Origin of the sequence: Clostridium lamae (assembly GCF_033043255.1) — a bacterium.
Lineage (GTDB): Bacteria > Bacillota > Clostridia > Clostridiales > Clostridiaceae > Clostridium > Clostridium lamae.
The window spans coordinates 1-25,052 of record NZ_JASCQJ010000015.1; the positions used below are offsets into that span (position 1 = coordinate 1).

26 protein-coding genes and 1 other annotated feature are annotated in these 25,052 nt (G+C 27.6%); of the genes, 10 read left to right on the forward strand and 16 right to left on the reverse strand.

What is annotated here, in order from left to right; translation table 11 throughout:
• Positions 1 to 151: 151 nt before the first annotated feature.
• Positions 152 to 736, reverse strand: coding sequence for a hypothetical protein (locus QK892_RS09060; protein ID WP_317273224.1), 585 nt, complete (start codon positions 734 to 736; stop codon positions 152 to 154).
• Between the two features lies 1 nt (position 737).
• Positions 738 to 1,634 carry a hypothetical protein gene (locus QK892_RS09065; RefSeq protein WP_317273225.1) on the reverse strand — a complete coding sequence of 299 codons (897 nt, stop codon included), beginning with the start codon at positions 1,632 to 1,634 and terminating at the stop codon, positions 738 to 740.
• A gap of 172 nt (positions 1,635 to 1,806) precedes the next feature.
• Between QK892_RS09065 and QK892_RS09070 the strand changes: the two genes are divergently transcribed.
• The 6 genes from QK892_RS09070 to QK892_RS09095 all read left to right on the forward strand — a co-directional run bounded on the left by QK892_RS09070 (position 1,807) and on the right by QK892_RS09095 (position 7,023).
• Positions 1,807 to 2,247, forward strand: a complete 441-nt coding sequence (locus tag QK892_RS09070; RefSeq protein WP_317273226.1) for a GNAT family N-acetyltransferase — start codon at positions 1,807 to 1,809, stop codon at positions 2,245 to 2,247.
• 305 nt (positions 2,248 to 2,552) lie between these two features.
• Positions 2,553 to 3,695: an ABC transporter substrate-binding protein gene (locus QK892_RS09075; RefSeq protein ID WP_317273227.1), complete on the forward strand. Its 1,143-nt coding sequence runs from the start codon at positions 2,553 to 2,555 to the stop codon at positions 3,693 to 3,695.
• A gap of 25 nt (positions 3,696 to 3,720) precedes the next feature.
• Positions 3,721 to 4,596 (forward strand): branched-chain amino acid ABC transporter permease, encoded by an 876-nt coding sequence (locus QK892_RS09080; RefSeq protein ID WP_317273228.1) that lies wholly within the window; start codon positions 3,721 to 3,723, stop codon positions 4,594 to 4,596.
• A 9-nt stretch (positions 4,597 to 4,605) separates the two neighbouring features.
• Positions 4,606 to 5,553 carry a branched-chain amino acid ABC transporter permease gene (locus QK892_RS09085; RefSeq protein WP_317273229.1) on the forward strand — a complete coding sequence of 316 codons (948 nt, stop codon included), beginning with the start codon at positions 4,606 to 4,608 and terminating at the stop codon, positions 5,551 to 5,553.
• Positions 5,554 to 5,556: 3 nt separating this feature from the next.
• Positions 5,557 to 6,315 (forward strand): ABC transporter ATP-binding protein, encoded by a 759-nt coding sequence (locus QK892_RS09090; protein ID WP_317273230.1) that lies wholly within the window; start codon positions 5,557 to 5,559, stop codon positions 6,313 to 6,315.
• Between the two features lie 3 nt (positions 6,316 to 6,318).
• The gene (locus QK892_RS09095) at positions 6,319 to 7,023 is read left to right on the forward strand and encodes an ABC transporter ATP-binding protein (protein WP_317273231.1); all 705 of its coding nucleotides are present in this window, start codon (positions 6,319 to 6,321) and stop codon (positions 7,021 to 7,023) included.
• A gap of 90 nt (positions 7,024 to 7,113) precedes the next feature.
• Here QK892_RS09095 and QK892_RS09100 read toward each other — a convergent pair whose 3' ends face one another.
• The 6 genes from QK892_RS09100 to QK892_RS09120 all read right to left on the reverse strand — a co-directional run bounded on the left by QK892_RS09100 (position 7,114) and on the right by QK892_RS09120 (position 13,876).
• Complete coding sequence (locus tag QK892_RS09100) at positions 7,114 to 8,484, reverse strand: MATE family efflux transporter (RefSeq protein WP_317273232.1); 1,371 nt, start codon at positions 8,482 to 8,484, stop codon at positions 7,114 to 7,116.
• Between the two features lie 20 nt (positions 8,485 to 8,504).
• Positions 8,505 to 10,511: a molybdopterin-dependent oxidoreductase gene (locus QK892_RS09105; RefSeq protein WP_317273233.1), complete on the reverse strand. Its 2,007-nt coding sequence runs from the start codon at positions 10,509 to 10,511 to the stop codon at positions 8,505 to 8,507.
• A gap of 128 nt (positions 10,512 to 10,639) precedes the next feature.
• Entirely contained in the window at positions 10,640 to 12,064 is a 1,425-nt protein-coding gene (locus QK892_RS09110; protein WP_317273234.1) for a 6-phospho-beta-glucosidase, read from the reverse strand.
• A gap of 242 nt (positions 12,065 to 12,306) precedes the next feature.
• Positions 12,307 to 12,492 (reverse strand): DUF6440 family protein, encoded by a 186-nt coding sequence (locus tag QK892_RS09115; protein WP_317273235.1) that lies wholly within the window; start codon positions 12,490 to 12,492, stop codon positions 12,307 to 12,309.
• Between the two features lie 316 nt (positions 12,493 to 12,808).
• Positions 12,809 to 12,916, reverse strand: coding sequence for an NUDIX domain-containing protein (locus QK892_RS18425; RefSeq protein WP_394855017.1), 108 nt, complete (start codon positions 12,914 to 12,916; stop codon positions 12,809 to 12,811).
• A gap of 201 nt (positions 12,917 to 13,117) precedes the next feature.
• Positions 13,118 to 13,876 carry an SDR family oxidoreductase gene (locus QK892_RS09120; protein WP_317273236.1) on the reverse strand — a complete coding sequence of 253 codons (759 nt, stop codon included), beginning with the start codon at positions 13,874 to 13,876 and terminating at the stop codon, positions 13,118 to 13,120.
• Positions 13,877 to 14,194: 318 nt separating this feature from the next.
• Between QK892_RS09120 and QK892_RS09125 the strand changes: the two genes are divergently transcribed.
• The 3 genes from QK892_RS09125 (at position 14,195) to QK892_RS09135 (ending at position 16,886) form a co-directional block, all read left to right on the forward strand.
• Entirely contained in the window at positions 14,195 to 15,049 is an 855-nt protein-coding gene (locus QK892_RS09125; RefSeq protein ID WP_317273237.1) for a GNAT family N-acetyltransferase, read from the forward strand.
• Between the two features lie 219 nt (positions 15,050 to 15,268).
• Complete coding sequence (gene dusA / locus QK892_RS09130; RefSeq protein WP_317273238.1) at positions 15,269 to 16,309, forward strand: tRNA dihydrouridine(20/20a) synthase DusA; 1,041 nt, start codon at positions 15,269 to 15,271, stop codon at positions 16,307 to 16,309.
• 67 nt (positions 16,310 to 16,376) lie between these two features.
• Entirely contained in the window at positions 16,377 to 16,886 is a 510-nt protein-coding gene (locus QK892_RS09135) for a flavin reductase (protein ID WP_317273239.1), read from the forward strand.
• 44 nt (positions 16,887 to 16,930) lie between these two features.
• Here QK892_RS09135 and QK892_RS09140 read toward each other — a convergent pair whose 3' ends face one another.
• A complete protein-coding gene (locus QK892_RS09140) occupies positions 16,931 to 18,121 on the reverse strand; it encodes a phosphopentomutase (protein WP_317273240.1) in 1,191 nt (396 codons plus the stop codon).
• A gap of 315 nt (positions 18,122 to 18,436) precedes the next feature.
• On the opposite strand from QK892_RS09140, the gene QK892_RS09145 reads away from it, so the two are divergent.
• Positions 18,437 to 19,171 (forward strand): GntR family transcriptional regulator, encoded by a 735-nt coding sequence (locus QK892_RS09145; protein WP_317273241.1) that lies wholly within the window; start codon positions 18,437 to 18,439, stop codon positions 19,169 to 19,171.
• 232 nt (positions 19,172 to 19,403) lie between these two features.
• On the opposite strand, the gene QK892_RS09150 is transcribed toward QK892_RS09145, so the two are convergent.
• The 7 genes from QK892_RS09150 to QK892_RS09180 form a co-directional block, all read right to left on the reverse strand.
• Positions 19,404 to 19,823, reverse strand: a complete 420-nt coding sequence (locus tag QK892_RS09150) for a PPC domain-containing DNA-binding protein (protein WP_317273242.1) — start codon at positions 19,821 to 19,823, stop codon at positions 19,404 to 19,406.
• A gap of 155 nt (positions 19,824 to 19,978) precedes the next feature.
• Positions 19,979 to 20,233: a small acid-soluble spore protein Tlp gene (gene tlp / locus QK892_RS09155; RefSeq protein WP_317273243.1), complete on the reverse strand. Its 255-nt coding sequence runs from the start codon at positions 20,231 to 20,233 to the stop codon at positions 19,979 to 19,981.
• A 98-nt stretch (positions 20,234 to 20,331) separates the two neighbouring features.
• Positions 20,332 to 21,303, reverse strand: a complete 972-nt coding sequence (locus tag QK892_RS09160; protein ID WP_317273244.1) for a YbgA family protein — start codon at positions 21,301 to 21,303, stop codon at positions 20,332 to 20,334.
• A 148-nt stretch (positions 21,304 to 21,451) separates the two neighbouring features.
• A complete protein-coding gene (locus QK892_RS09165) occupies positions 21,452 to 21,916 on the reverse strand; it encodes a GNAT family N-acetyltransferase (RefSeq protein WP_317273289.1) in 465 nt (154 codons plus the stop codon).
• Positions 21,917 to 22,219: 303 nt separating this feature from the next.
• Complete coding sequence (gene brnQ, locus QK892_RS09170) at positions 22,220 to 23,569, reverse strand: branched-chain amino acid transport system II carrier protein (protein WP_317273245.1); 1,350 nt, start codon at positions 23,567 to 23,569, stop codon at positions 22,220 to 22,222.
• Positions 23,570 to 23,645: 76 nt separating this feature from the next.
• Positions 23,646 to 23,903, reverse strand: a binding site (T-box leader).
• Between the two features lie 53 nt (positions 23,904 to 23,956).
• Positions 23,957 to 24,298, reverse strand: coding sequence for a zinc ribbon domain-containing protein YjdM (locus QK892_RS09175; RefSeq protein WP_317273246.1), 342 nt, complete (start codon positions 24,296 to 24,298; stop codon positions 23,957 to 23,959).
• A 134-nt stretch (positions 24,299 to 24,432) separates the two neighbouring features.
• Positions 24,433 to 24,987, reverse strand: coding sequence for a cysteine hydrolase family protein (locus tag QK892_RS09180; RefSeq protein WP_317273247.1), 555 nt, complete (start codon positions 24,985 to 24,987; stop codon positions 24,433 to 24,435).
• Positions 24,988 to 25,052: the final 65 nt, after the last annotated feature.

Here is a 25,052-nt window from a genome sequence, read left to right on the forward strand (position 1 = left end):
CTAAATCCTTATTCATATCTAGAACTATTTTTTTCTTAAAATCAGTTTCTGATAAATTTTCAAAATTTTTAAGTTCTAATTTATCTAGTATATCCTTATTCATTAATAACACCTCCATACTTCTATAAAAGTATTATTCCTAAAAGTATTTTTATTTATTAATATATCTATAACCCACATCAAATTTATGAGTATATAATTTCCTAAATGAAAATACTACCCATATCTTTATTATCATTGCATATATAGCGATTAAAAATGCTGTTAATTCTGATATAAATATAAAATTTATATTGCATACTATTAGCACAATAGAGTCTAAATAGATATAACTGATTGTTTTATTTATATATATATCTCCCCAATAATTATTAAAGTTATCTGATAAAATCTCTGATGCTCCTTCTAAAAGCTTTACTGTGCATATAATTTCTAAAATGTAGTTTATATTAAACCATATTGTAGTTAAAATAGTATTATTGAAATACTTATCAAATCCTATAGATGGTATAATAAATGGTGATATAAAAATAATACAAGAGATATAGACTTGTACCCTATTTATTTTTAAAGCCATTCTGATATTTTGATTATCATATTTACATAATATTTCTTTTATCCCTGCTGAAATTATTAAAAATCCTATAAAATTAGGTAATATTTCTATTGTGCCTAAATTTAAATGAAAGATTGTCAAAATAGTTCCCCAAAAAATCTTTTTATATCCTAATATCATTTTATATTTCCCCCGTTTCTACTAAGTATCTATAAATATTATAAAAACTAAAATTAGGAGAATACGTGATATTATATATTCTTTCTACATACTCTTTACCCTCTCTATCCTTATAGTACATATTTGGCTTTATATCATAGGTATATAGTTTTTTTATTGGATCATCAATATAGCTAAATTGAGATGTAAAAAATAAATTTTCCTTAGCATTATAAATTAAATCTCTATCTTCTAAATTACCTGCCTTGTTAATATTATATTGAAATAAGTCTTCTGTATCTTCAAATAATAGTGAATAAATTTTTGAAACTTGTATATAATCTTTAACCCAATAAAATAATTGGCTATATCCATCACTTGAACCTGATAATGAAGGTCTTTCTAAAAGCGATTCCTCTTGACTATTCTTACTTAATATTATTTTCCCTAAATCTACATCTATAGAATCTCCATCTTCAAATGTTATCTTTGCCTTACTTAACTTTATTACATTATCTAACTTAATACTTTCCTTTGGTATTTCAAAATCTAAATATACAGTGTGGATGCTATAGTAACCATATTTTTCAACATTAATATTACTATAATTGCTATCATTATACATTTGCATTAATCCTATATTATTATTTTCTCTAGCATAAAAGTTTAATTCTGGAGCCTCTTCAAACACTACAGATATAACATTTTTATTTTCTCCATTATTAGTAATATACTTAAGTTCAATATTAATTCCTGATAAAGAGTACCTATCTTTATACTCATAATAATCTACATCTAAATAATTCTTTAAAAATACAGGACTATCTAATTTTATATAATTTTGAATTAATATAGAAAGCAAAAAGGAAATCAAAATTAATAAACTAGAAATCTTTAAAGCAGTTTTAATATTTTTCATTACATCCACCCTTTTTAAATTTTAATAACAACAATTATTTAGTTAATTCTAAGATAATATAATTTTAGCTTACTTCTATGTTATAGTACAATAAATAATATATATTTTATTTACATCATAAAAGTAAGCTATGATATAATTCTATGCAAATATACAATAAGGAGAGTGTTATATGAATATAAGAAAAATGTCAATGGATGACTATACTAGTGTATATAATCTATGGATAAATACACCTAATATGGGATTAAATAATCTTGATGATTCAAGAGAAGGTATAAGCAGATTTTTAAATAGAAATCCAGATACTTGTTTTATTGCAGAAGAAGAGAATGATATCGTTGGTGTAATACTTGGTGGACATGATGGTCGTAGAGGCTTTATTTATCATGTAACAGTTTTGCTAGAAAAACGTAATAAAGGTATTGCTTCAATTTTATTAGATACTGCCCTAACTTCTTTTAAAAAAGAAGGAATAAACAAAGTTGCTTTAGTAGTATTTGATAAAAATATTTTAGGAAATTCCTTTTGGGAAAAAAAAGGCTTTACTGTTCGTGAAGACTTAATTTATAGAAATAAAGCTCTTACAGAAATAACTAGAATAGATACATAATTCTTCATAATAGCAACCCACAAATATGTGAGTTGCTATTTTTATTTAATTATTATTATATATGGCTTTCAAATTAATAGTTTCAACATCTAATAAATCTCTTATTTTACATAATACAACTGTATACATACTCCATACATACCAATTTTTATATTTTTTGTAAAAACATTAAATATCTATATTGTAATATTTGTCTGACTATGTTAATATATCAATATTATAATTGTTAATTTTACATTAATTTATTAATAAAGTGTTTATTAAATTAACATTTTGTTAGCAATGAATTTAAAGGGGGATTTTTTATGAAAAAGAAATTACTTTCAGGACTTTTAGCATTAATGATGTCTACATCAGTTTTAGTTGGATGTGGAAGTTCTGGATCAGACAGCGAAGTAATTAAAATAGGAGGAATTGGTCCATTAACTGGAAGTGCATCTACTTATGGTAATTCTGCTAAAGAAGGTGCAGATTTATTTATAAAAGAGATTAATGATGCTGGTGGAATAAATGGTAAAAAAATCGAATTGATATTTGAAGATGATGGGGCTACTCCTGATGGAGCAATGCAAGCATTTAATAAATTAGTAGATAAAGATGAAGTATCTGCTATATTAGGAGGAGTTACCTCTGGAGCTACATTAGCTATAGCTAAAAATTCAACAGAAAGACAAATTCCTATGATAACTCCTACAGGAACTGAACCTTCAATTACTAATGAAGGTGGAGAATTTATGTTTAGAGGATGTTTCATCGACTCTTTCCAAGGTGACATATTAGCTAAATATACTACAGATAATTTAAATAAGAAGACAGCTGCAGTTTTATACAATGCTGGTTCTGATTACTCAATAGGTATAGCAAAAGCTTACAAAGAAACTTTAGAAAAAAATGGTGGTACTGTTGTTGAATACTTATCTTACAATGATGGAGATACAGATTTCAAAGCACAATTAACTAAGATTAAGGGATCTAATCCTGATGTTATAGTATTACCTGATTATTATAATGTTGTTGGTCTTATAGCTAAACAAGCTAGAGATATTTCTATTACTTCTCAATTCTTAGGCGGAGATGGTTGGGAATCTGAAGAATTAGTTGAAATCGGTGGAGAGGCTGTTAATGGTGCTCTTTATATTAATCACTACTATTCAGGTGATACTTCTGAAATAGTTAAAAACTTTGTTGAGTCTTATAAAAAAGAATACAATAAAGAACCAGATGCCTTTGCAGCTTTAGCTTACGATTCTGCTAGAGTTTTAGTGGAAGCAATTAAAAATGCTGACAGCACAGATGGTACAGCTATTAAAGATGAATTAGCTAAAATAGAGCTAGAAAGTGTTACTGGAAAAATTAGTTTTAATGAAGAAAGATCTGCTATTAAAGGTGCTGCAGTTATCAAATTAGAGGGTGAAAATAAAATTTTAGCTGATAAGTTAAATCCTTAATGCTTTTATATAAGGAGGAGTAATTATGGAATTTATACAACAATTAATAAATGGCTTAGCTTTAGGTAGCGTATATGCCCTCTTAGCATTAGGTTATACAATGGTTTATGGAATAATACAACTTATAAATTTTGCTCATGGTGAAATTTATATGATCGGTGCTTTTGCTGGTTTCTATGCATCAAGTGTTTTGGAATTACCTTTATTACCTACATTATTGATAGCAATGACTGCTTCTGCACTACTTGGTATTTTAATAGAAAAAGTTGCATATAAGCCTTTAAGAAAATCTCCAAGAATAGCATTATTAATTACTGCTATTGGTGTATCATTATTTTTACAAAACATTATGAGTAAATTTGTAGGAACAGCTCCAAAACATTTTCCAGAGCTTATAAACCTTAAACCTATTAACCTTTTAGGGCTACATTTAGATTGGAAAACAATATTCATGTTTGCAGTTTCTGCACTCCTTGTACTTCTCCTTCAATTTATTGTTTATAAAACTAAGGTTGGAAAAGCAATGAGAGCAGCTTCTTATGATATAGAAGCTGCTTCATTAATGGGAATTAACGTAAACAACACCATCTCTCTTACCTTTGCTATTGGATCAGCATTAGCAGGTATTGCTGGTGTTTTAGTTGCAATTTCCTATCCTAGCATAACACCTTACATAGGTGTTATGCCTGGCTTAAAAGCCTTTATTGCAGCAGTACTTGGAGGAATCGGAAGTATACCTGGAGCATTAATTGGTGGTTTATCAATAGGCTTATTAGAAACTTTATCTAAGGCATATATTTCAACTACTTTTTCAGATGCTATTGTATTTGGAATATTAATAATAATACTTCTAATTAAACCTGCTGGTCTATTAGGTAAAAAATCTAATGAGAAAGTGTAGGTGATTGTAATGAAAGATTTTTTTAATAGAAAGAATTTATTAATACTAGGTGCTATTATTTTAGCTTATGTAATTTTATTTAGTCTTACCTCTACTAAAATTATTAAACCTTATTATACTGGAATAATTATTTTAACACTAATCAATGTTATTTTAGCCGTTTCTCTAAATTTAATAGTTGGATTTACTGGACAATTATGTTTAGGACATGCTGGCTTTATGGCAATAGGTGCTTATATATCAGCTATGCTTACTAAAGAAGCAAACATTCCATTTTTTATAGCATTATTAATTGGAGCTATTATTGCAGCTATTTTTGCAGCCTTAATAGGTTATCCAACTCTACGATTAAAAGGTGACTATTTTGCTATTACTACTTTAGCTTTTTGCGAAATAATTAGAGTTGTTATAATGAATATTGAAGCCGTTGGTGGTGCTACAGGACTTAAAAGCATACCAAAAAACACAAGCTTTACCACTGCTTTTGTATTTGCTGTTTTAACTGTTTTAATTATATATAATATCCTTCATTCTTCTCAAGGAAGGGCAATGATTACTGTACGTGAAAATGAAATTGCTGCTGAAGCTATGGGGATAAATACTTTTAAATATAAAATGATGGCATTTATTATAGGAGCATTTTTTGCTGGCTTAGCTGGTTCATTATATGCTCACTATATGGGATATATCCAACCTTCTACTTTTAACTTTGTTAAATCTATAGATTATTTAACTTATGTTGTATTTGGAGGTATGGGATCACTATCTGGTTCAATAATAGCCACTGGAGTATTAACATTCTTACCTGAATTGCTTAGAGGCTTTGCCGAATATAGAATGATTATCTACCCTCTTGCTCTTATTGTTCTTATGATATTTAGACCTGAAGGACTTTTAGGTAATAAAGAGCTATCGTTAAAAATATTCAAAAAATATAAAAAAGGAAAGGAGGTTTAAACTATGTTAGATATTTCAAACTTATCAATTGAATTTGGTGGATTAAAAGCAGTATCAGAATTTAATTTAACTATTGATGAAAAGCAAATCGTTGGTTTAATCGGTCCTAATGGTGCTGGTAAAACTACAGTATTTAATATGTTAACTGGTGTATATACTCCAACTAATGGGAGCATATGTTATCTTGGAGAAAATCTTAATGGTCTTAAACCTTATAATATAACTAAGAAAAAAATAGCTAGAACATTTCAAAATATAAGATTATTTTCTAATCTTACAGTATTAGATAATGTAAAAATAAGTTTTAATTATAGAATAAATTACTCATTATTTGATTCTATTTTAAGAACACCTAAATTTAAAAAAGAAGAGAAAAAAATTGAAGAAGAAAGCTTAAAACTTCTTAAAATATTCTCATTAGATAAAAAAGCTAGTGAAACTGCTAAAAACCTTTCCTATGGAGAACAAAGAAAGCTTGAAATAGTAAGAGCACTTGCAACTAATCCATCTTTACTTTTATTAGATGAACCAGCTGCTGGTATGAATCCTCAAGAAACAGCAGAACTTATGGATTTAATAAATTGGATAAAAGATAAATTTAATATCTCTGTCCTTTTAATTGAACATGATATGAAGTTAGTTATGGGTATTTGTGAAAAAATAGTAGTTCTTGACTATGGTAAGAAAATTGCAGAAGGTACACCTGATGAAATAAAAAACAATCCTAAGGTAATTGAAGCTTATCTTGGAGAGGGGGCTTAGAATATGCTTAAGGTAGACAATATAAACTTATACTATGATGGTATTCATACCCTAAAAGATTTATCTATAGAAGTAAAAAAAGGTGAAATAGTTACTTTAATAGGAGCAAATGGTGCTGGAAAAACATCAACACTAAGAGCTATATCAGGTCTTGAACCTATTAAATCAGGAACCATTACCTATAAAGATGGTAGCTTAAAGAAGGTTCCTTCTCACAAAATAGTTTCTCTTGGTTTATCTCATGTTCCTGAAGGAAGAAAAATATTTGCCAACCTTACAGTAAAAGAAAATTTAGAGTTAGGTGCTTATTTAAAGAAAAATAAAAGTGAAGTTAAATCTGATATGGAAATGGTATTTTCTAAATTTCCAAGATTAAAAGAAAGAAGAAAGCAAATAGCTGGTACTCTTTCTGGTGGTGAACAACAAATGTTAGCCATAGGTCGTGCTTTAATGAATAGACCAGAAATGTTAATTTTAGATGAACCTTCTATGGGACTTGCTCCCTTAGTTGTAAAAGATATATTTGATACTATCGTTGAAATTAATAAATCTGGTACAACAATTTTGCTGGTAGAACAAAATGCTAATATGGCATTATCAATTGCAAATAGAGCTTATGTATTGGAAACAGGAAAAATTGTTTTATCTGGAAAAGCCAGTGATTTGTTAAATGATGAAAGTATTAAAAGCGCTTACCTTGGTGAATAAAAAAGTGGCTATATATGGTTTGCTTATTCCGTCGCTTGCTCCAAGTCAACGCAAACCATATATAGCCACTTCAAAACTAAAGGAAGGAATTTATACTCCTACTATATTTCTAAGCCATTTCTTTTGCTTATATCTTTTATATCCTAAAATAAATTTATATACTTCCTCAATAGATATCATTGCATAAACATAATATATTGGTAAACCAAGTACTATTCCTCCTAAGAATGCAAAAGGTATTCCAACACACCAAACTCCTGTCATATCTAAAAGTAATGATGCTTTTGTATCCCCACCACTTCTTAAAACTCCAACGATATTAACAAAATTAAACATTCTAAAAGGCAAATAGCATATAAAAACAGTTAAACATTTTGTAATATCACTGGCCACATTATTATCTACTGAAAATAAGTTTATCAGAGGTCTTCTTATCAAAATACAGACTATTCCCATAACTACTGTTAGCATTAATTGAATAACAAAGAAGCTTTTCGCATGTTTTTCTGCCTCTTTTAACTTATTTGCTCCTAATTCGTTTCCTAATATTACTGCTGTAGCGGAACTAAGCCCTTGGAATAATACAATACAAATTTGCTCAACATTTTGTGTTATAGTAATTGATGCTACTGCTTCATCTCCCATTCTTCCATAGACTAAGGAATACATAGTCACACCTAGCCCCCATATAAACTCGTTAGCTATAACAGGCGAAACTGTAACAAAATACTTTTTTATAAATTCCTTATTAAAATCAATTAGTTCTTTTAGCTTTGCTGCTGCAGGACCTTTACTTATATATACGACAGATAAAATACATAAACATTCTACTAATCTTGCTATAACTGTTGCAATTGCTGCACCTTCTACCCCTAACCTTGGAGCCCCAAACTTACCATATATCAAAGTATAATTCAGGACCACATTAACTAAAATTGAAATTACACTAATAAAAACTGGAGCTTTAACTTTATTAGTTGATCTTAGAAGAGAAATATAGCAATTAGTAATAGCTGTTAGTGGATAACTAAATGCAACTATCGATAAATAAGCTGCTCCAATAGATATTGTCCCTTCACTTGGTGTAAAAATTCTCATGACATTATTAGGTATAAAAATTCCTGCTAACATAAAAACTATTGAGCCAGCAAGTCCTATAATAAGTGAAACTCCTAGAACTTTTCTAATATTTTTTATATCTCTTTTCCCCCAATATTGCGCTGTTAATATTGAAGATCCACTAACTATTCCAAATAGTAATAATGTAAAAACAAAAAACACCTTATTAGCAAGACCTACTGCTGCTATAGTTCCTTGTCCTAGTGAACCTATCATCATTGTATCTACTAGATTTAAAACTGTATTTAAAAGTAATTGCATAGCAATAGGAATACTAATTGCTATTGTTTTCTTCATAAATTTTTTATCTTCAAATATACTTTTTACGTATGTAATGTTCATAAAGCCTCCTTACATGATTGTTACTTCTTTATTATTTCTACTTTTGTTTCATTATAGGTTACTTGTCCACCAATATCTGATATTCCTGATTCAGTTAAAAAATTTGGATTTCCATGCTTAGCCCACCATCCAACATACATTAAAACAACAAAATCTGCTACCATATTATCAATATTTAGTTTCACAGTTATTTCCCCATTTTTATTTTTTAATATCACTATTTCATCATTAGATAATTTTAATTCTTTAGCCATATTTTCATTTATATACGCAACTGCTATCCCCTCTTTATCCATAATATGTTGACTAGATAAGCTATCTCTTGTATGATTGGTCAATAATGTAAATTCATTATTATAATTATTTTCTTTATACAATTTATCATTAAAGAAAATTTCAAATTTTCCTGAATCAGTTTCAAATTTTTTATCTTCCCAAGCTATTGAATTGTGAATAGTAAAATGATTATTTTTTAAATACTCTATACTAATTTCATCATTATACTTCTTTAAAGGGGCTATTACCTTTGTTATATAATTATATTTATCTACATAAGGATACTTTTTCATATTTAAAATTCTAGCTGCTTCTTTAAAAAATTCATATTCATCCATAAACTTATTCTTAGGTTCTACTGCCTTTTCATTATAAATAATATAAGGGTTTGTCATAGAACTATAAATTAAGTCTTCACTTTCTAATGTACTAGTAGTTGGAATAAACAAATCACATTCTTTAGCAGTATCAGTCATAAACATATCAAAACAAACTTTAAACTCAACTTTAGAAAAAGCGTCTTTTAATTCATTTAAGTTAGCTAACTGATTTAAAAGATTTGATTTAGTAACAACAGCCATTTTTATAGGAACATCAAATTTTCTTAACTTACTTTTTGAATTATTTTCTTTTATATAAATATTCTCATCATCATAATAATCTTTACCTTCCAGAGAATCATTTATAAAATCTGCCATTTCACTTACATAAAAAAATCTATTTTCACAACCTTCTTCACTATTATATGGATCAGAATTAATTACATTAGGATAAACTTTATTAGCATAATTTATACCACCGCCACTAAACCCAATTTGGCCAGTTATAGCTCCTAATATATCTACTAAGCTTATGGTATTACCTCCATTTTTATATTTTTGCATACCATATCCTAATAATATTGTAGAATATTTATTAGTGTATAAATCAACTAATTCTTCTATATCATCTTTACTTACTCCAGAAGCCTCGATTAAATCTTCTAATTTTAAAGTAGCCACATAATTTTTATATTCTTCAAATCCATTTACATAATCGCTAAGATAATTCTTATCATATAAGTCTCTTTCTATTATTACTTTTCCCATAGCAAGTGCTAAAGCGCCATCACCATTAGGCTTTACTCTAACATATTTATCAGCAATTTCAGCTGTCTTTGTGTAAATAGGATCAATAACAACTATTTTACTTCCATTAGCCTTTGCTTTTTTTATACTTTGCATTGTATGTATTGATGTAAAAGCTGGATTTTTCCCCCATACAAATATTGATTTACTATTAAACATATCTTCTAGTGAATGACTTCTTACATCTCCAAAATTTAAAGTTTGTGCTTTTATTCCTGCACTCCAACAGGGTCCACCTTTAGACTTACTTACTCCTCCGAAGAAATTAAAAAATAAATCTCCCATGCTTTTAAGTAATGCTCCATTACCATATTGTTCATAATATAGTATAGATTTTGATGAATATTTTTCTTTATATAGATTTAGCTTTTCAGCCATTAACAATAATGCCTCTTCAAAAGAAATTTCCTTCCATTCTCCATCTACTTTTAACATAGGATTATATACTCTATCTTTATGATGTAATCTATCTAAATGAGCAAGACCTTTTTTACAAACAAAACCTTTTGTAAATGGATGGCTTTTATCCCCTGTTATCTTTAATATTTCATTGTTTTCTACATGTATATTAAATTTACAACAGTCAAAGCAATCTAATGTACAACCATGACTTAATACTTCCATATTTCCCCCTAATATATAACCTTTATAATTATATTCATCTTTTAAATTAATACTATTATATATCTTTTTTATAAATTAAAATAGAAGCTATTTAAAATAGCTTCTATTTTAATATTATATATTAATTATTAAAGCTCTTCACCATTTGATGCTATAACTTTCTTATACCAATCAAAGCTCTTTTTCTTACTTCTCTTTAAAGTTCCATTTCCTTCATTATCTCTATCTACATAAATAAACCCATAACGTTTTTTCATTTCCCCAGTTCCAGCACTTACTAAGTCAATGCATCCCCAAGTTGTATATCCAAGCAAATCAACTCCATCTAATTCAACAGCATCTTTCATAGCTTTTATATGCTCTCTTAGATATTCTATTCTATAATCATCTTCTACATATCCATTTTCATCTGGAGTATCAACAGCTCCTAACCCATTTTCTACTATAAATAATGGTTTTTGATACCTATCGTATAGTGTATTTAAAGTTATTCTAAGTCCAACTGGATCTATTTGCCATCCCCATTCACTTTCTTTTAAATTAGGATTTTTAAGCGATGCAAATATATTTCCTTCTGTTATCTTATTAACTTCTGGGTCTGCACTAACACATCTTGAAGAATAATAGGAGAAGGATATAAAATCTACTGTATGTTTCTTTAATATTTCTTTATCTCCCTCTTCCATCTTAATATTAATATTTTTTCTTTCCATTTCTTTAAGTGCATATGCTGGATACTCACCTCTTGATTGAACATCCACAAAGAAATAGTTTTCTCTATTTCTCTCCATAGCCATTAAAACATCATTTGGATTACATGTATATGGATAAGTATCTCCTGCTGCTAGCATACATCCAACCTTATTATTAGGATCTACTTCATGTGCAATCTTAGTTGCTATAGCACTTGCTACTAACTCATGATGTGCTGCTTGATACTTAACTTGCTCTTTATCTTCTCCTTCTTCAAAGCATATTCCAGCTCCCATAAATGGTGCATGAAGTATCATATTTATTTCATTAAATGTTAACCAATATTTAACTAATCCCTTATATCTATTAAAAATAACATTACATAGATTTTCATAGAAATCTACCATCTTTCTATTTCGCCATGCACCATATTTTTTAATTAAGTTCATTGGACAATCAAAGTGAGTTATTGTTACTAAAGGTTCTATCCCATATTTATGACATTCTTTAAATAAATCTTCATAGAAATTAAGTCCTTCTTCATTTGGAGTTTCATCATCGCCATTTGGGAAAATTCTACTCCAAGCAATTGAACATCTATATGTCTTGAAACCCATTTCAGCAAATAACTTTATATCTTCTTTGAAAGTATGATACATATTAATAGCCTCTTTTGCTGGATAGAAGTGTTCATCATCAAAATCAAACATCTTCATTTCTCCTGCAATAATAGGAAATCTATCTTTCCCTATAGGAACTACATCCACATTAGCAAGACCTCTTCCACCTTCATTATATCCACCTTCGCATTGGTTAGCCGCAGTTGCTCCACCCCATAAAAAGTCTTTTTTAAAACCCATATCTCTTCCTCCCATTATATATTCTTTAATTTTTCCATAAAATATTAGTATATATCTATATACTAATTATTATATAGATATATACTAATATTTTTTCAAAATTTGAAATTTTCTTCTCGCTATTTGACACTAAATTTTGAAAACTGATAGTAGCAACCTGATACTATATTCATAAATGAAAATGCGCTAAACAATCTATTATGGTTAGCGCATTTTTTATTATTTAATCTTAGTTAAAAAATTTATTTATCTACAATTACTTTCCCCTCTGAATCTAGCAATGGTATCATAGTATTATGACCTGCTCCAACGGACATTAAATAATTAACTCCTGTTTCAGTATCAACAATTACATATAGTGGAATTAATGCAACAGTTTGTTCCTCTTTAATAACAAATCTTTTATCTTTTTTATCTTTTCCTAACATATTAATCACCCCCACAAATTCATAGTTCACTTAAATTATTAAATAATATATTAATATACATTTAACTTATACTATATTATCACTATTTACAAATATATTCTACTTATATTTTACAAACTATTTCTTAAGATACAAATAACTCTAAAGCAAGTAACTTTCTATCAAGAGCAATTTTATACATATATAGTAGTTTAATTAAAAAAGTCTAGCGATTATCGCTGAGCTTTAGTTAAAAATAACGTTCTCTTTTAACTCATATTCTGGTTTAGTAATATATTCTAAGTATTTAACATTCCCTTTAAAATTTAAATATGCATCAAATCGTTTTATTAAATATGGAGTTGGCTTCTTCTCTTATCTCTCTTTTTAAGGCATCTATTAGATTTTCACCAATTTCAACCTGTCCACCAGGTACAGTATAAATATTTTTAACTCTATTCTTAACTCAAAGAATTTCATCTTTATCATTTTCAATAATTCCATCTACTGCAACTATATGTGTTGGAAATTGTCTCATACTTAACTCCCCCTAAATTTATAATATATAAAAAAGATATGGAATTACTTATTATTCTATTCATTCCATATCTATAATACTCTATTTGATTAGCTATTCACTTTTTTCTTAGAATGCTGTCCATCCTGCATCTGCAACTATTTCTGCTCCATTAATTAAACTTGAATCATCACTTGCAAGGAATAAAGCTATTGTTGCTATTTCATCTGGAGATCCTGACCTAGGTACGTTTCCCATCCCTAGTCTAACTCTAGAAAATCCAAATGTACTTGGATGACTAATACCTACTCCAATTTCAGAATCTACTCCACCAGGACAAATAACATTACATCTAATACCTTTATCAGCATACATAAAGCCAATATTTTTTGTTAATCCTAACAATGCATATTTAGAAGCAGTATAAGAAGCACCAGCTCTACCACCATTTAATCCGCCTATAGATCCAACATTAATTATAATTCCACCGCCTTGATTTACCATCAAATTTACTGCTTTTCTACAAGCATAAAATGGACCATCTAAATTAATACCCATTACCTTTTCCCATAATTCATCTTCAACTTCACCAACTGGCATCATTTCATCCATAACACCTGCATTATTAACTAAAATATCAATTTTCCCAAAGTTTTCAATAGCTAAATCAATCATTTTTTCATTATCTTCTTTTCTTGAAACATCACCTTGCATTGCAATTATCTTACCTTCATATTCCTTAGCCATTTCAACTATTTCATCTAGTTTTTCCTTTCTTCTTGCAACTACAACAACAGCTGCCCCCTCTTTCGCATATAAAAGAGCAATTGATTTCCCCATTCCTGAACTTGCACCTGTAACTACAGCAACCTTACCACTAAGTTTCATATATACTACCTCCCAAAAAATATATTTATTATTAAGTTAATAAATTATCTATAACTATATAGTTTGTTAATTGTCAAACTATTCTATCTTAAGTTATCTCTATTATTTATAGGAATATATACTAGTTCATACTTTGCTATAATAATAATGTAGTTATTTACAACTTATTTTGTTGAATTACATTTTATTCCAAATACTACTTAAGTATATGTTATCACGACTTTTTTGTCAATATTTTCTATTAATATACATATTAAATACACCCTTATTATTTTTATGATAAAATTATATAAACACTATTGTTTAGGAGGTTATACTATGTTTACCTACTCAAGCTTAGAAAACATACCTATGAATATTTTACACAAATCATTTGTCAAAGCTTTTTCTGATTATGAAGTGAATTTTGATATTCCTCTTTCAAAATTTGAGGATATGTTAATACGAAGAGGATATGATTCTAAAATTTCAATTGGTGCATTTAAGGATAATATCTTAGTTGGATTTATATTTAATGGATTAAGAGTTTGGAATAATAAAAAAACTGCATACGATACTGGTACAGGTGTTATTAAAGAATATAGAAATCAAGGAATAACCACTGCCATGTTCAATAATCTAAGAAAAAAACTCATGAAAAACAATGTTACCCAATATTTACTTGAAGTTATAAAAACTAATACAGTTGCTTTTGAATTATATAAAAAACAAGGATTTAAAGTTATACGAAGCTTTGATTGCTATAAGTTAGATAAATTATCCTATACTGCTAAAAACACATATCTTATTGATAATAAACCTATATTAAGTGACGATGAATGGAATGAATTAAGTAAATTTAATGATATTAAACCATCTTGGCAAAATTCTATTGAATCTATAAAATCAACTCCTACTAATTTTATATTCTCTTTAGTAAAAGATACTGATAAAATTATTGGTTATGGAGTTGTAAATAAAATTACTGGAGATATTCCTCAAATAGCTGTTCATCCGCATTATAGAAAAATGGGAATTGGAAAAAATATAATCTATGATTTATATAAAAATACGCAATCAAATACACTATCACTTCTTAATGTAGATAGCAACTATGAGCCTCTTATAAAAATGCTCTTATCTATTGGATTTACTAATTACGTTGGACAATATGAAATGTTATTAGAATTATAAGTGAGATTTTTTTATTTATATTTTATATGCTATAATATTTAAATGAAATAATTATAGAATGAAAAAATGAAATAATTAAGGTGAAAAATCCTTATCGGATTTTTTTAATAAATATGCTTCGCATAAATATATTTAAAGTTTTGCTTAGCAAAACAACATTAATTCTTTCATTTTTAATTTTTTCATTCTTTCATTAATACATGCGAAAGGAAACAAAAGATGGAAAAATATATTTCGAATGTTACTACACCAAAGGTTAGTATAGCTCCTATGGTAGATAAAACTCACCGACACTTTAGATATTTTTCAAGACTTCTAACTAAAGAAGCTCTTTTATATACAGAAATGGTTACTGCTCAATCTATAATTAATGGAGATAGAGACAAAATATTAGGTTTTAGAAAAGAAGAAGGCCAAGTAGCTCTTCAAATTGCAGCTTCAAACCCAGAAGATGCTTATAAGGCTGTTAGGCTTGCTGAAGAATATAATTATGCTGAAATTAACTTAAATTGCGGTTGTCCTTCAGACAGAGTTTCAGGGAACTTAATGGGAGCTGCCTTAATGTCCTCAAAGGATTTAGTTTATGAAATTCTTTGTGCTATGAAAGAAGCTACTAATAAACCAATAACTATAAAACATAGAATTGGTATAGATGGAACTGGAGTTTTAGAAGATACAAAGAGTAAAATTATAATGAGTGGATATGATGATTTATTAGAATTTTTAGATACTATTTCTAAAGCTAGACCTGACAGATATACTATTCACGCTCGTTCTGCTATTTTAAAAGGCTTAAGTCCAAAAGATAATAGAGAAATTCCACCACTTGATTATGATATGGTTTATAGAATTAAAAAAGAGTTTGATTATTTAAATATAGAAATTAATGGTGGATTTAAAACAATTGAATCAATTAAAGATGCTTTAACAAAAGTTGATGGAGTTATGATAGGAAGATCAGCATACGAAGACTGTTATCTATTAGCTAACTTTTATAAACTATATGATGGCTTTGAAGATAAAAAACCTATTTCTAGAGGTGAGGCTATTAAATCTTATATTCCTTACATAATTGAAGAACTTGAAAAAGGAAATAGTGTTCACTCTTTAGTATCTCCTCTTCATAGCTTATTCCAAGGTGAAAAAGGTAGTAAGAGATATAAACAACTTTTATCTTCTTCAAATGTAAAAAAAGAAACAATACTAGATGTTTTAAATAATATTCTTGAAACAATGCCACAGGATATTTTATGGGACTAGATCTTTAAATTCTATAACTTAGTTTAAAAAATAATATATTTATTATTAAATATAAAGGGGAGTTTTTATGAGTAATTATAAAGAAATTAAACCAGAAAATTTAGACCAAAGTGCATTTAAACTAATAGGCAAGGATTGGATGCTTATCACAGCTGCTAAGGACAATAAGGTAAACACTATGACCGCTTCTTGGGGTGGGCTAGGCATTATGTGGAATAAAAATGTAGCTTATATAGTTGTAAGACCTCAAAGATTTAATAAGGAATTTTTAGATGCTTCTTCTACATTTTCACTTACCTTCTTTGATGAAAGCTATAGAAAAGATTTAAGTTACTTAGGAACAGTTTCTGGCAGAGATGAAGATAAACTTTCTAAAACAAATTTAACAGTTTCTTATGTTGATAGCACTCCAACTTTTGAAGAAGCCAAGCTTACTATAATATGTAAGAAATTATACGCTCAAGAGTTTAAACCAGAATGTTTTATAGATAATGCTATTGAAAAACAATGCTATCCACAAAAAGATTACCATACTCTATATATTGCAGAAGTTGAAAAAATTTTAATAAAACAATAACAAAAGGAGCTGATAAACAGCTCCTTTAAATATATATCTATATATTAATTTAATTTTTCTAAAACAGATTCTCCAATTGTTTCTTTTGACATTTTAACATCAAAATTATCTGCAATTGTTGCTGCTATTGCTGCAAAACTATCAGTAGTTTCTAATACTCCATTCCCTTTCATTGAAGGTGAATAAGCTAAGAAAGGTACATGCTCTCTTGTATGATCTGATCCAGTATATGTTGGGTCATTTCCATGGTCTGCAGTTATAATTAATAAGTCATCTTCTTTAAGTTTTTCTAAAACTTTACCTAAATTAACATCAAACTTTTCTAATTCTTCTGCATATCCTTGTGGATTTCTTCTATGTCCCCATAGTGAATCAAAATCAACTAAGTTTACAAAACATAATCCTTCAAAGTCCTTATCCATTATTTCTAATGTTTGTTCCATTCCATGAACAGAGCTCTTTGACTTATGAGATTCTGTTATACCTTCACCATCAAATATATCATTTATTTTTCCTACAGAAATAACATCATAGTTATTATCTTTTAATTCATTTAATACTGTTCTTCCATATGGTTTTAAAGCATAATCATGTCTATTGCTTGTTCTCTTAAATTCACCTTTTTTATTTCCAACATATGGCCTTGCAATTATTCTTCCCACTTTCCATTCATCTTTTAAAGTAAGTTCTCTTGCAATTTCACAACATCTATATAATTCTTCTAATCCAAATGTTTCTTCATGTCCACATATTTGTAAAACTGAATCTGCTGAAGTATATACTATCATATCTCCAGTCTTCATTTGATGTTCACCAAACTCATCTAATATTTCTGTACCACTGGCACTTTTATTTCCTACTATATTATGACCTGTTCTTTTAGTTAATTCATCTAGTAATTCTTGTGGGAATCCTGTGTCAGTGAAAGTTTGAAATGGCTTAGTAATGTGTAATCCTGCTATTTCCCAGTGACCTGTCATAGTATCCTTACCAGTACTAGCTTCTCTCATTTTCATTTGATATCCTAATGGATTTTCTTGTGCTTTTAAATGTTTTACTGGACGTAAATTAGCAATCCCCATTCTTTCAAGGTTAGGTACATTAAAAGAGTCTACTGAATCTGCTATGTGACCTAGTGTATCAACATTTACATCACCATATTCTTTTGCATCTTCCATCTCTCCAACACCTAATGAATCTATTACAATAGTAAAAATTCTTTTATATTTTTTCATATTATTACTCCTTTCAAATTCACTTAAAGACTACATAAATATATTATTAATTATTTGCTATAATTTAATTATTTAAATTTCATCTTAATTATATTATAACCAATTATAATATATGATATATGCTAAAACTTGTCTTTAACTTGTCTATTATATATATTTATAATACTACAACCCCTAGTATCGGTCAACGTTTTCACCCTTGCATTTTATTGATATCTTACTGAAAAAATTTGATAATTCATTATAGAATTATGTTATAATAAATAAAACAGACTTGTATCAAACTTGTCTATTTATATTGAGAGAGGTTTCATTATGATTAATTCTGATATTATGAAAAAAACAAAAATTTTAAGATACGTTGAAGTATATAATACACTATTTAAAATGATAAAAGAAGAGGATTTTCCTGATAATTATAGACTTCCTTCAGAACCTGATTTAGCTAAAGAATTAGGTGTAAGTAGGACCACTTTGCGTCAAGCATTATCATTATTACAAGACGATGGCTTAATAAAAAACATTCGTGGCAAGGGAAACTTTATAGTTAAAAATCAAAAAAATATGAATATTGGACTTGAACGATTTGGGCATATTATATATAAGTCCTTAGAAAATAAAATAGATTGTGTAGAAATAAACTTTCATATAGAACCTCCATCTGATTATTTTATAGAAATTTTAGGTAAAAAAACTGCTGCTACAGTAAGTATTGATAGATGGTATATGAGTAATGGAAATGCTCTTGCATATACTTTTACCGTTATTCCCATTGAAACTATATCTAATTTTGATATAGATTTAAATGATAATAATAATCTACTTAATTTTATAGAAAATGATATTTACAATAAATGTTCCTGTAGTTCTATAGATGTTAAATTTTCGTCTTCAGGTAAATTTGCAACAAAGAAATACTCTATTTCTTCTGAAAAACAATATTATTTAATTGAAGAATCTATATATAAAGATGATAAATATCCAATTGCTTTTAATAAGCATTACCTACCTTTATTGAATACATCAATTAAAATTCATACATCAAAATAATACTTTTAAGCATATAAAAAAGAATCCTACCGCTTCTAGGATTCTTTTTTTAGGGGTTCGTACTTAATAATGAGAAAAATGATTTAAACCAATTCATCCTTATTAATCAATTGATAATAATTATCAATTTCTTCTTGATATAATCATACCTTGATATTAAATCTATGTCAATATATTATTTTGACAATCCCTTGAATTTTCATAAATTTATATATATTTAAAAATGTTTATTCTAAAATTTAATTAAATTCAATCCTACTACACTACTAAATTCTCTATCTATATCCGCATTTATCTTATTAATTATAATTTCAGATGTTGCACTTATAACTGCCTTGTTTAAATGTCCACCTATACACTTTCCTTCTATATCTGCAAAGGTACCATGTATATGCAAGTACACTTCACCATTCATCCTAGATATATTTCCTGTCAAATTTGTAATTTCAAAATCTTCTTCAAAAGTATTTGAATAGTATTTCTTTTCATCTACTTTAAAGAGGCCAATTACTATGTGATTACTTGCACCAAGCCCTGAAATTGAACCTGCCTTAATATCTTCTTTTTCACAAAGATTTTTAATTGATTCAATAACTTCTTCACCTTTTTCTAACCTTAATACAATCGTTTCACCAAAAACTCTATATTCCATTATCTCAACTCCCTTTATACTAATTATATTTATTTTAATATATCTTAATATTATCATAAAAATATAGATCTGAATAACACATTTAATCATAAGATTAAAATAAAAAAGACGCACATTCACTTAATATGCATCTTAAAAATTATGTTATTACTGTATTATTCAAATGAATTTTTGTTTGAATGAATTCTCGATTTAACTTCATTTGCTATTGCTTCATCTTTAATTTCCTTACGAAGTGCAGTTAAAGCTTTTTCTCTTCTTTCATTTCTTTCTTCTAAATCTGTTACTGTTTTTTGATCATCGGTTTTCTCAATCATATCATTTGCTAAGTTAATATTTTCTATTACATTACTTATATTTTCTTGTATTCTTTCTACATTATCGCTTCTATCATCAGGTTTATTTTTCATTTTAATTCCTCCTATAAATGAACTTACACTTATAGGATGTACACTCAATAATATTTTATACTAAATTACGTAAACAGCACTTACCAAAATACACTAAATTATATTCCTTTTCCCGAGTCTGTAACATCAACTAATTCTATAGGAAAACTTTCAAAAATTTTTTGTTCTAACAGATAGTCATTATTAAATCTTATGGCCCAAGATTTAATAATAGTCAAAGGTAAAGAAAATGGTACTTTCTTATTTTGATATTTTTCTAATGTATCTAAAAAAAATGCTTTTTCTTCCTTACTTAACTCCTTTGAAAAATATCCAAACAAATGTAGTAACATATTTACGTTCCTCATTGGTCTTTGGCTAATAGACAATGCTTTTGATAATACATGTTTATATTCTTTAATTGAATCTTCTATATCTGCTTTTGTAGCAGAACCAACGATTTTCCCTAGTTCTTTCTGCCTTGCTGGGCTATATGCCATTAATAAATACTTATATTGCCTTTGAAATTTAATAAGCTCATTTACACTATTCATTTCTTCAACCTTGCCAAAGTTAAAATTTGCATAAAGGCAAGTTAAAAATTTTTCTCTAATATTATAATTTGTTAATCTACCTTCGTCTTCAATTGCAATTTCTCCAAACTCTTCCATTAGTTTTTGTGCAAAAATCCCACTAGTATTTCTATTTATAATACTACTTTTTCCAATACCATTATATAATTTCACGTCCTTTATACCACAAGATGGAGACCTTCCCTTTAATATAATTCCTTGTATCCTAGACTTATCAATGCTTTTCAAAAAATCATTTGAAAAACTAATCATCTTATCTGTTAAATTTTCTCCTGTTTTAGAACATACTAAATTAATAATATTTTTATCTCCTATTAACCTTAAACTATCTCTTGGAGTAGATAAACCTATTCCTACTTCTGGGCATACTTCAATAACATTTACATAAGATTTTAATCTGCTTATAAAAGGATCTTTTATCATAGCACCATCATACCTACATGGCTCCCCTTCTATACATTTGCTTATCAATATGGTTGGTTTATTAATATCTAACATATATTCACCTCTAAAAACTTATATATCGATAGGTAAATCTTTATTTATTATTTCTCCATAGATAAATATTATTCTTTTATTATTAGGTTGATTTATAATAAAATTTGTAAAAAATAAAGTGCTGTCATATCACAGCACCTTATTTATTTTAAATTACTTTATTCATTTTTATTACTCTTTCACCTAGAAGTACTCTATCAAAAATTTTTTTATAGTTTAATTTCTCATAGAACTTAGTAACAGTCTCATTTTTAGCAAGTAAAGATATTCCTTCAAAATCTTCATTCTTAGCGACCTGTTCTGCATACATCATAAGCATTTTCCCTACTCCTAACCCTCTAGCCTTTTCATCTGTTGCTATATTTGAAATATAAAGATTTCCTCTTCTACATTCTCTAAATACAATATACTTAATTGAATTTATTATATATAATAATTTACCATGTAATCCATCTATCTTATTAATTAGTTTTATATCCGTCTCAATACTTAACTTATCTAATTTATCATAAGGAATTAAAATTATTGCACCTACTATCTTATGATCTGATTCAGCAACAGTTATATAATCTTTGCTATATCTTGATTCCTTAGTTTCTATAAGTTTCTTTATATTATCTAAAGTTTCTTCTTTAGATTCTCCTCCTCATACATAATCAGGATTAACTTCTGTATAATAGATTAATCTTGCTATTTGATTTACATCGTTGATATTCGCTTTTCTAATCTTAATGTTTTTTGTATTCATATTTATAACCTCCCATACAGAAATATTTATCTGTATATGTTAATTATATGAAAATCAAAATATTTATTCATTGATATTTGTACTCTAAAAAATGTATTTTTATGCTATAAATTATTTTCTATATATTTATTATAAAGTACCAAAATACATAAAATATCTATTAACAATTTAATTACTTATTTCCCCTTCAATCTTACCTTTAACCTGAAAACTTCCATCTTTAATATATTTAAATATTAGCCCTATTAAAATTCCTGAAATAGAAGGAACTATCCATGCTAATCCTTCCTTATATAGAGGTAAATATGACAATAGCTTTACTAAACTGTAATTAGCAAATCCAACTTGTCTTATTGCATCAATAATACTTACTAATCCAGTAAATAATATAGTTAATCCATAAACATATTTATTTCCCTTAAATATAAAATCAAACATAGAAAGTACAATAAGCATTATAGCAATTGGATAAATAGCATTTAATATTGGAACGGATATACTAAGTATCTTAGTTAACCCCATATTAGCTATTAGCATACTGAAAACAGTTAAAATTCTTACCCAATTTTCATATGATATTTTCTTTGTTAATGTTGAGAAATATTGACTACATGAAGAAATTAATCCAACACAAGTAGTTAAACATGCTAAAGTAAATATTAGTGCTAGTAATATTGCTCCTGGTTTCCCAAATATATAAGTTGTTATATTAGTTAGTGTTTGAGCACCATTTTCAGCTAAACCAAACCTTCCACCACTTGTAGCACCTAAATGTGCTAACATCGCATATATAATAGCAAGTAATACTCCTGCTATTACCCCTGCTTTTATAGATAGTGAAACTACTTTTTTATCATCTTCTATCCCTTTAGATTTTATAGCTACTGCAATTACTATTCCAAAATTTAATGCTGCTATAGTATCCATTGTTAAATATCCATCTAAAAATCCCTTAAAAAATGAAGATACTTCATATCCATTTGTAGCAATACCATATCCACCTATAGGCTTAATAAAAGACCCAATAACCATAACTAGAATAAGTATTAATAATGCTGGTGTTAATACTTTTCCCATACGGTCTACCAATTTACCAGGTGACATTGATAACCAATATGATATAGCAAAGAATATAAGTGTATATATAAATAAAGCTAATTTAAAAGAAAAATTTTCTGGCAAATATGGTGCAACAGCCATCTCGAAAGGTAGGCTACCAGCTCTAGGAATACCTAATCCAGGTCCAATTGACAAATATATTAATATAGTAAATATTGTTGCAAAAATGGGATTAACTCTTTTAGCTAAATTAGTAAGCCCCCCTGATTTAGCTACAGCTACAACTCCTAATACTGGGAATCCAACAGCTGTAATAAAAAATCCTAATAAAACTATCCAGGTTTTATTTCCAGCTGCTTCTCCCATAGATGGTGGGAAAATTAAGTTTCCTGCTCCAAAAAATAGTGAAAAAAGCATAAGTCCAATGAATAATAAATCTTTCCTTGTTAAGTTTTTCATGTTAAGCCTCCAAATATAATTTTAATATAAAAAACAGAAATAAATTCTTGAAAAATAAAAAAAACCGCCCCTTAATACAAGGGACGGAAATATCCGAGTTACCACCCTAATTCTATAAATATAGTTTATTATATACTATATTTATAGCACTTAGCTAACATATCTAACAATACGCTTATCTTTTAACGGTGAAAGACTCCGTCAATGCTTACTATTATTTCAGCATTGCTTCTCAGAGATGATTTTCAATTATCTTTTGAACATTGGCTTTCAGCATTTACCAACTCTCTGTTGAACAAAATAATAATTTACTTTTTCTCTTCATAGAATTTTATTTCCATTATTTACTTATTTAATAGTACACCGAATTAATATATATGTCAAATTCTATATTTTTTTAACAAATTCAGATTTTAGCTTCATTGCTCCAAATCCATCAATTTTACAATCTATATTATGATCTCCCTCTACTAATCTTATATTTTTAACCTTAGTTCCTTGTTTTAATGGAGCTGAGCTTCCCTTAACCTTAAGATCTTTAATTATAGTAACTGAATCTCCATCTTTCAAAATATTTCCATTAGAATCTTTAACTATTAATTCATCTTCATCTGAAGTGTTTTCAGTATTTAAAGTCCACTCATATGCACATTCTGGACATATTAAAAGGCTTCCATCCTCATAAGTATATTCTGAATTACATTTTGGGCAATTTGGTAAATTCATCATTAATTCATTTCCTCCATTAGTTTAATATTTAAATTCGTACAATTTGTTAATTAAATTATTTTTCTTAACAAAAAAATATATAAGAAAAACTTATATATTTTTATACTATCATAACAACATTATATTTACAATTATTATACTATTTTATTCTTATAAATTACCTTACCTTGTAAACCTACTATTACATCTAAAGTCTTAGTATGTAAGCTTTCATCAAAACTTGCACAAAGACTTGCATCTACAATTAAATTTGCATTTCTATATTGAGATTGAAACATTACGAAATTACTAATTACACAAATATTAGTAACTACTCCTACTATCTCAATTTCATCTATGTCTTCTCCTATATCCTTTGAGATTTTAATCATATCTTCAGGAGATAAACCAAATCCATATTTATCATAACTAAATACATTTTTATTTCCTTCGAATTCATTTAGTCTTCCAAATAACTTATGTCCTTCTGTCCCTTTAATACAATGCACTACAGGTAGATTTTTACCTTCTCTTGTATTTAAATAGTTTTCTTCATGAGTATCATAGGTAAATAAAACTTTATATCCATCTTTCAAATATTGATTTACCTTATTATAAATACCATCTTCTAATGTAACTGCTTTTTCAAAGCCTAAGGCTCCATCAACAAAATCCTTTTGATAATCGATAATAACTAATAACTTTTTCATTATACCCTCCCAAGCTTATCTAAATATCTATATAATATTTCTATTAGATATATTATAATATAAAT

What these genes read in the sequence shown, in the direction of transcription:
- QK892_RS09060 (WP_317273224.1), bottom strand. Translation starts at nt 736, where the DNA reads ATGATATTAGGATATAAAAAGATTTTTTGGGGAACTATTTTGACAATC.
- QK892_RS09065 (WP_317273225.1), bottom strand. Translation starts at nt 1,634, where the DNA reads ATGAAAAATATTAAAACTGCTTTAAAGATTTCTAGTTTATTAATTTTG.
- QK892_RS09070 (WP_317273226.1), top strand. Translation starts at nt 1,807, where the DNA reads ATGAATATAAGAAAAATGTCAATGGATGACTATACTAGTGTATATAAT.
- QK892_RS09075 (WP_317273227.1), top strand. Translation starts at nt 2,553, where the DNA reads ATGAAAAAGAAATTACTTTCAGGACTTTTAGCATTAATGATGTCTACA.
- QK892_RS09080 (WP_317273228.1), top strand. Translation starts at nt 3,721, where the DNA reads ATGGAATTTATACAACAATTAATAAATGGCTTAGCTTTAGGTAGCGTA.
- QK892_RS09085 (WP_317273229.1), top strand. Translation starts at nt 4,606, where the DNA reads ATGAAAGATTTTTTTAATAGAAAGAATTTATTAATACTAGGTGCTATT.
- QK892_RS09090 (WP_317273230.1), top strand. Translation starts at nt 5,557, where the DNA reads ATGTTAGATATTTCAAACTTATCAATTGAATTTGGTGGATTAAAAGCA.
- QK892_RS09095 (WP_317273231.1), top strand. Translation starts at nt 6,319, where the DNA reads ATGCTTAAGGTAGACAATATAAACTTATACTATGATGGTATTCATACC.
- QK892_RS09100 (WP_317273232.1), bottom strand. Translation starts at nt 8,484, where the DNA reads ATGAACATTACATACGTAAAAAGTATATTTGAAGATAAAAAATTTATG.
- QK892_RS09105 (WP_317273233.1), bottom strand. Translation starts at nt 10,511, where the DNA reads ATGGAAGTATTAAGTCATGGTTGTACATTAGATTGCTTTGACTGTTGT.
- QK892_RS09110 (WP_317273234.1), bottom strand. Translation starts at nt 12,064, where the DNA reads ATGGGTTTTAAAAAAGACTTTTTATGGGGTGGAGCAACTGCGGCTAAC.
- QK892_RS09115 (WP_317273235.1), bottom strand. Translation starts at nt 12,492, where the DNA reads ATGTTAGGAAAAGATAAAAAAGATAAAAGATTTGTTATTAAAGAGGAA.
- QK892_RS09120 (WP_317273236.1), bottom strand. Translation starts at nt 13,876, where the DNA reads ATGAAACTTAGTGGTAAGGTTGCTGTAGTTACAGGTGCAAGTTCAGGA.
- QK892_RS09125 (WP_317273237.1), top strand. Translation starts at nt 14,195, where the DNA reads ATGTTTACCTACTCAAGCTTAGAAAACATACCTATGAATATTTTACAC.
- dusA (WP_317273238.1), top strand. Translation starts at nt 15,269, where the DNA reads ATGGAAAAATATATTTCGAATGTTACTACACCAAAGGTTAGTATAGCT.
- QK892_RS09135 (WP_317273239.1), top strand. Translation starts at nt 16,377, where the DNA reads ATGAGTAATTATAAAGAAATTAAACCAGAAAATTTAGACCAAAGTGCA.
- QK892_RS09140 (WP_317273240.1), bottom strand. Translation starts at nt 18,121, where the DNA reads ATGAAAAAATATAAAAGAATTTTTACTATTGTAATAGATTCATTAGGT.
- QK892_RS09145 (WP_317273241.1), top strand. Translation starts at nt 18,437, where the DNA reads ATGATTAATTCTGATATTATGAAAAAAACAAAAATTTTAAGATACGTT.
- QK892_RS09150 (WP_317273242.1), bottom strand. Translation starts at nt 19,823, where the DNA reads ATGGAATATAGAGTTTTTGGTGAAACGATTGTATTAAGGTTAGAAAAA.
- tlp (WP_317273243.1), bottom strand. Translation starts at nt 20,233, where the DNA reads ATGAAAAATAAACCTGATGATAGAAGCGATAATGTAGAAAGAATACAA.
- QK892_RS09160 (WP_317273244.1), bottom strand. Translation starts at nt 21,303, where the DNA reads ATGTTAGATATTAATAAACCAACCATATTGATAAGCAAATGTATAGAA.
- brnQ (WP_317273245.1), bottom strand. Translation starts at nt 23,569, where the DNA reads ATGAAAAACTTAACAAGGAAAGATTTATTATTCATTGGACTTATGCTT.
- QK892_RS09175 (WP_317273246.1), bottom strand. Translation starts at nt 24,298, where the DNA reads ATGATGAATTTACCAAATTGCCCAAAATGTAATTCAGAATATACTTAT.
- QK892_RS09180 (WP_317273247.1), bottom strand. Translation starts at nt 24,987, where the DNA reads ATGAAAAAGTTATTAGTTATTATCGATTATCAAAAGGATTTTGTTGAT.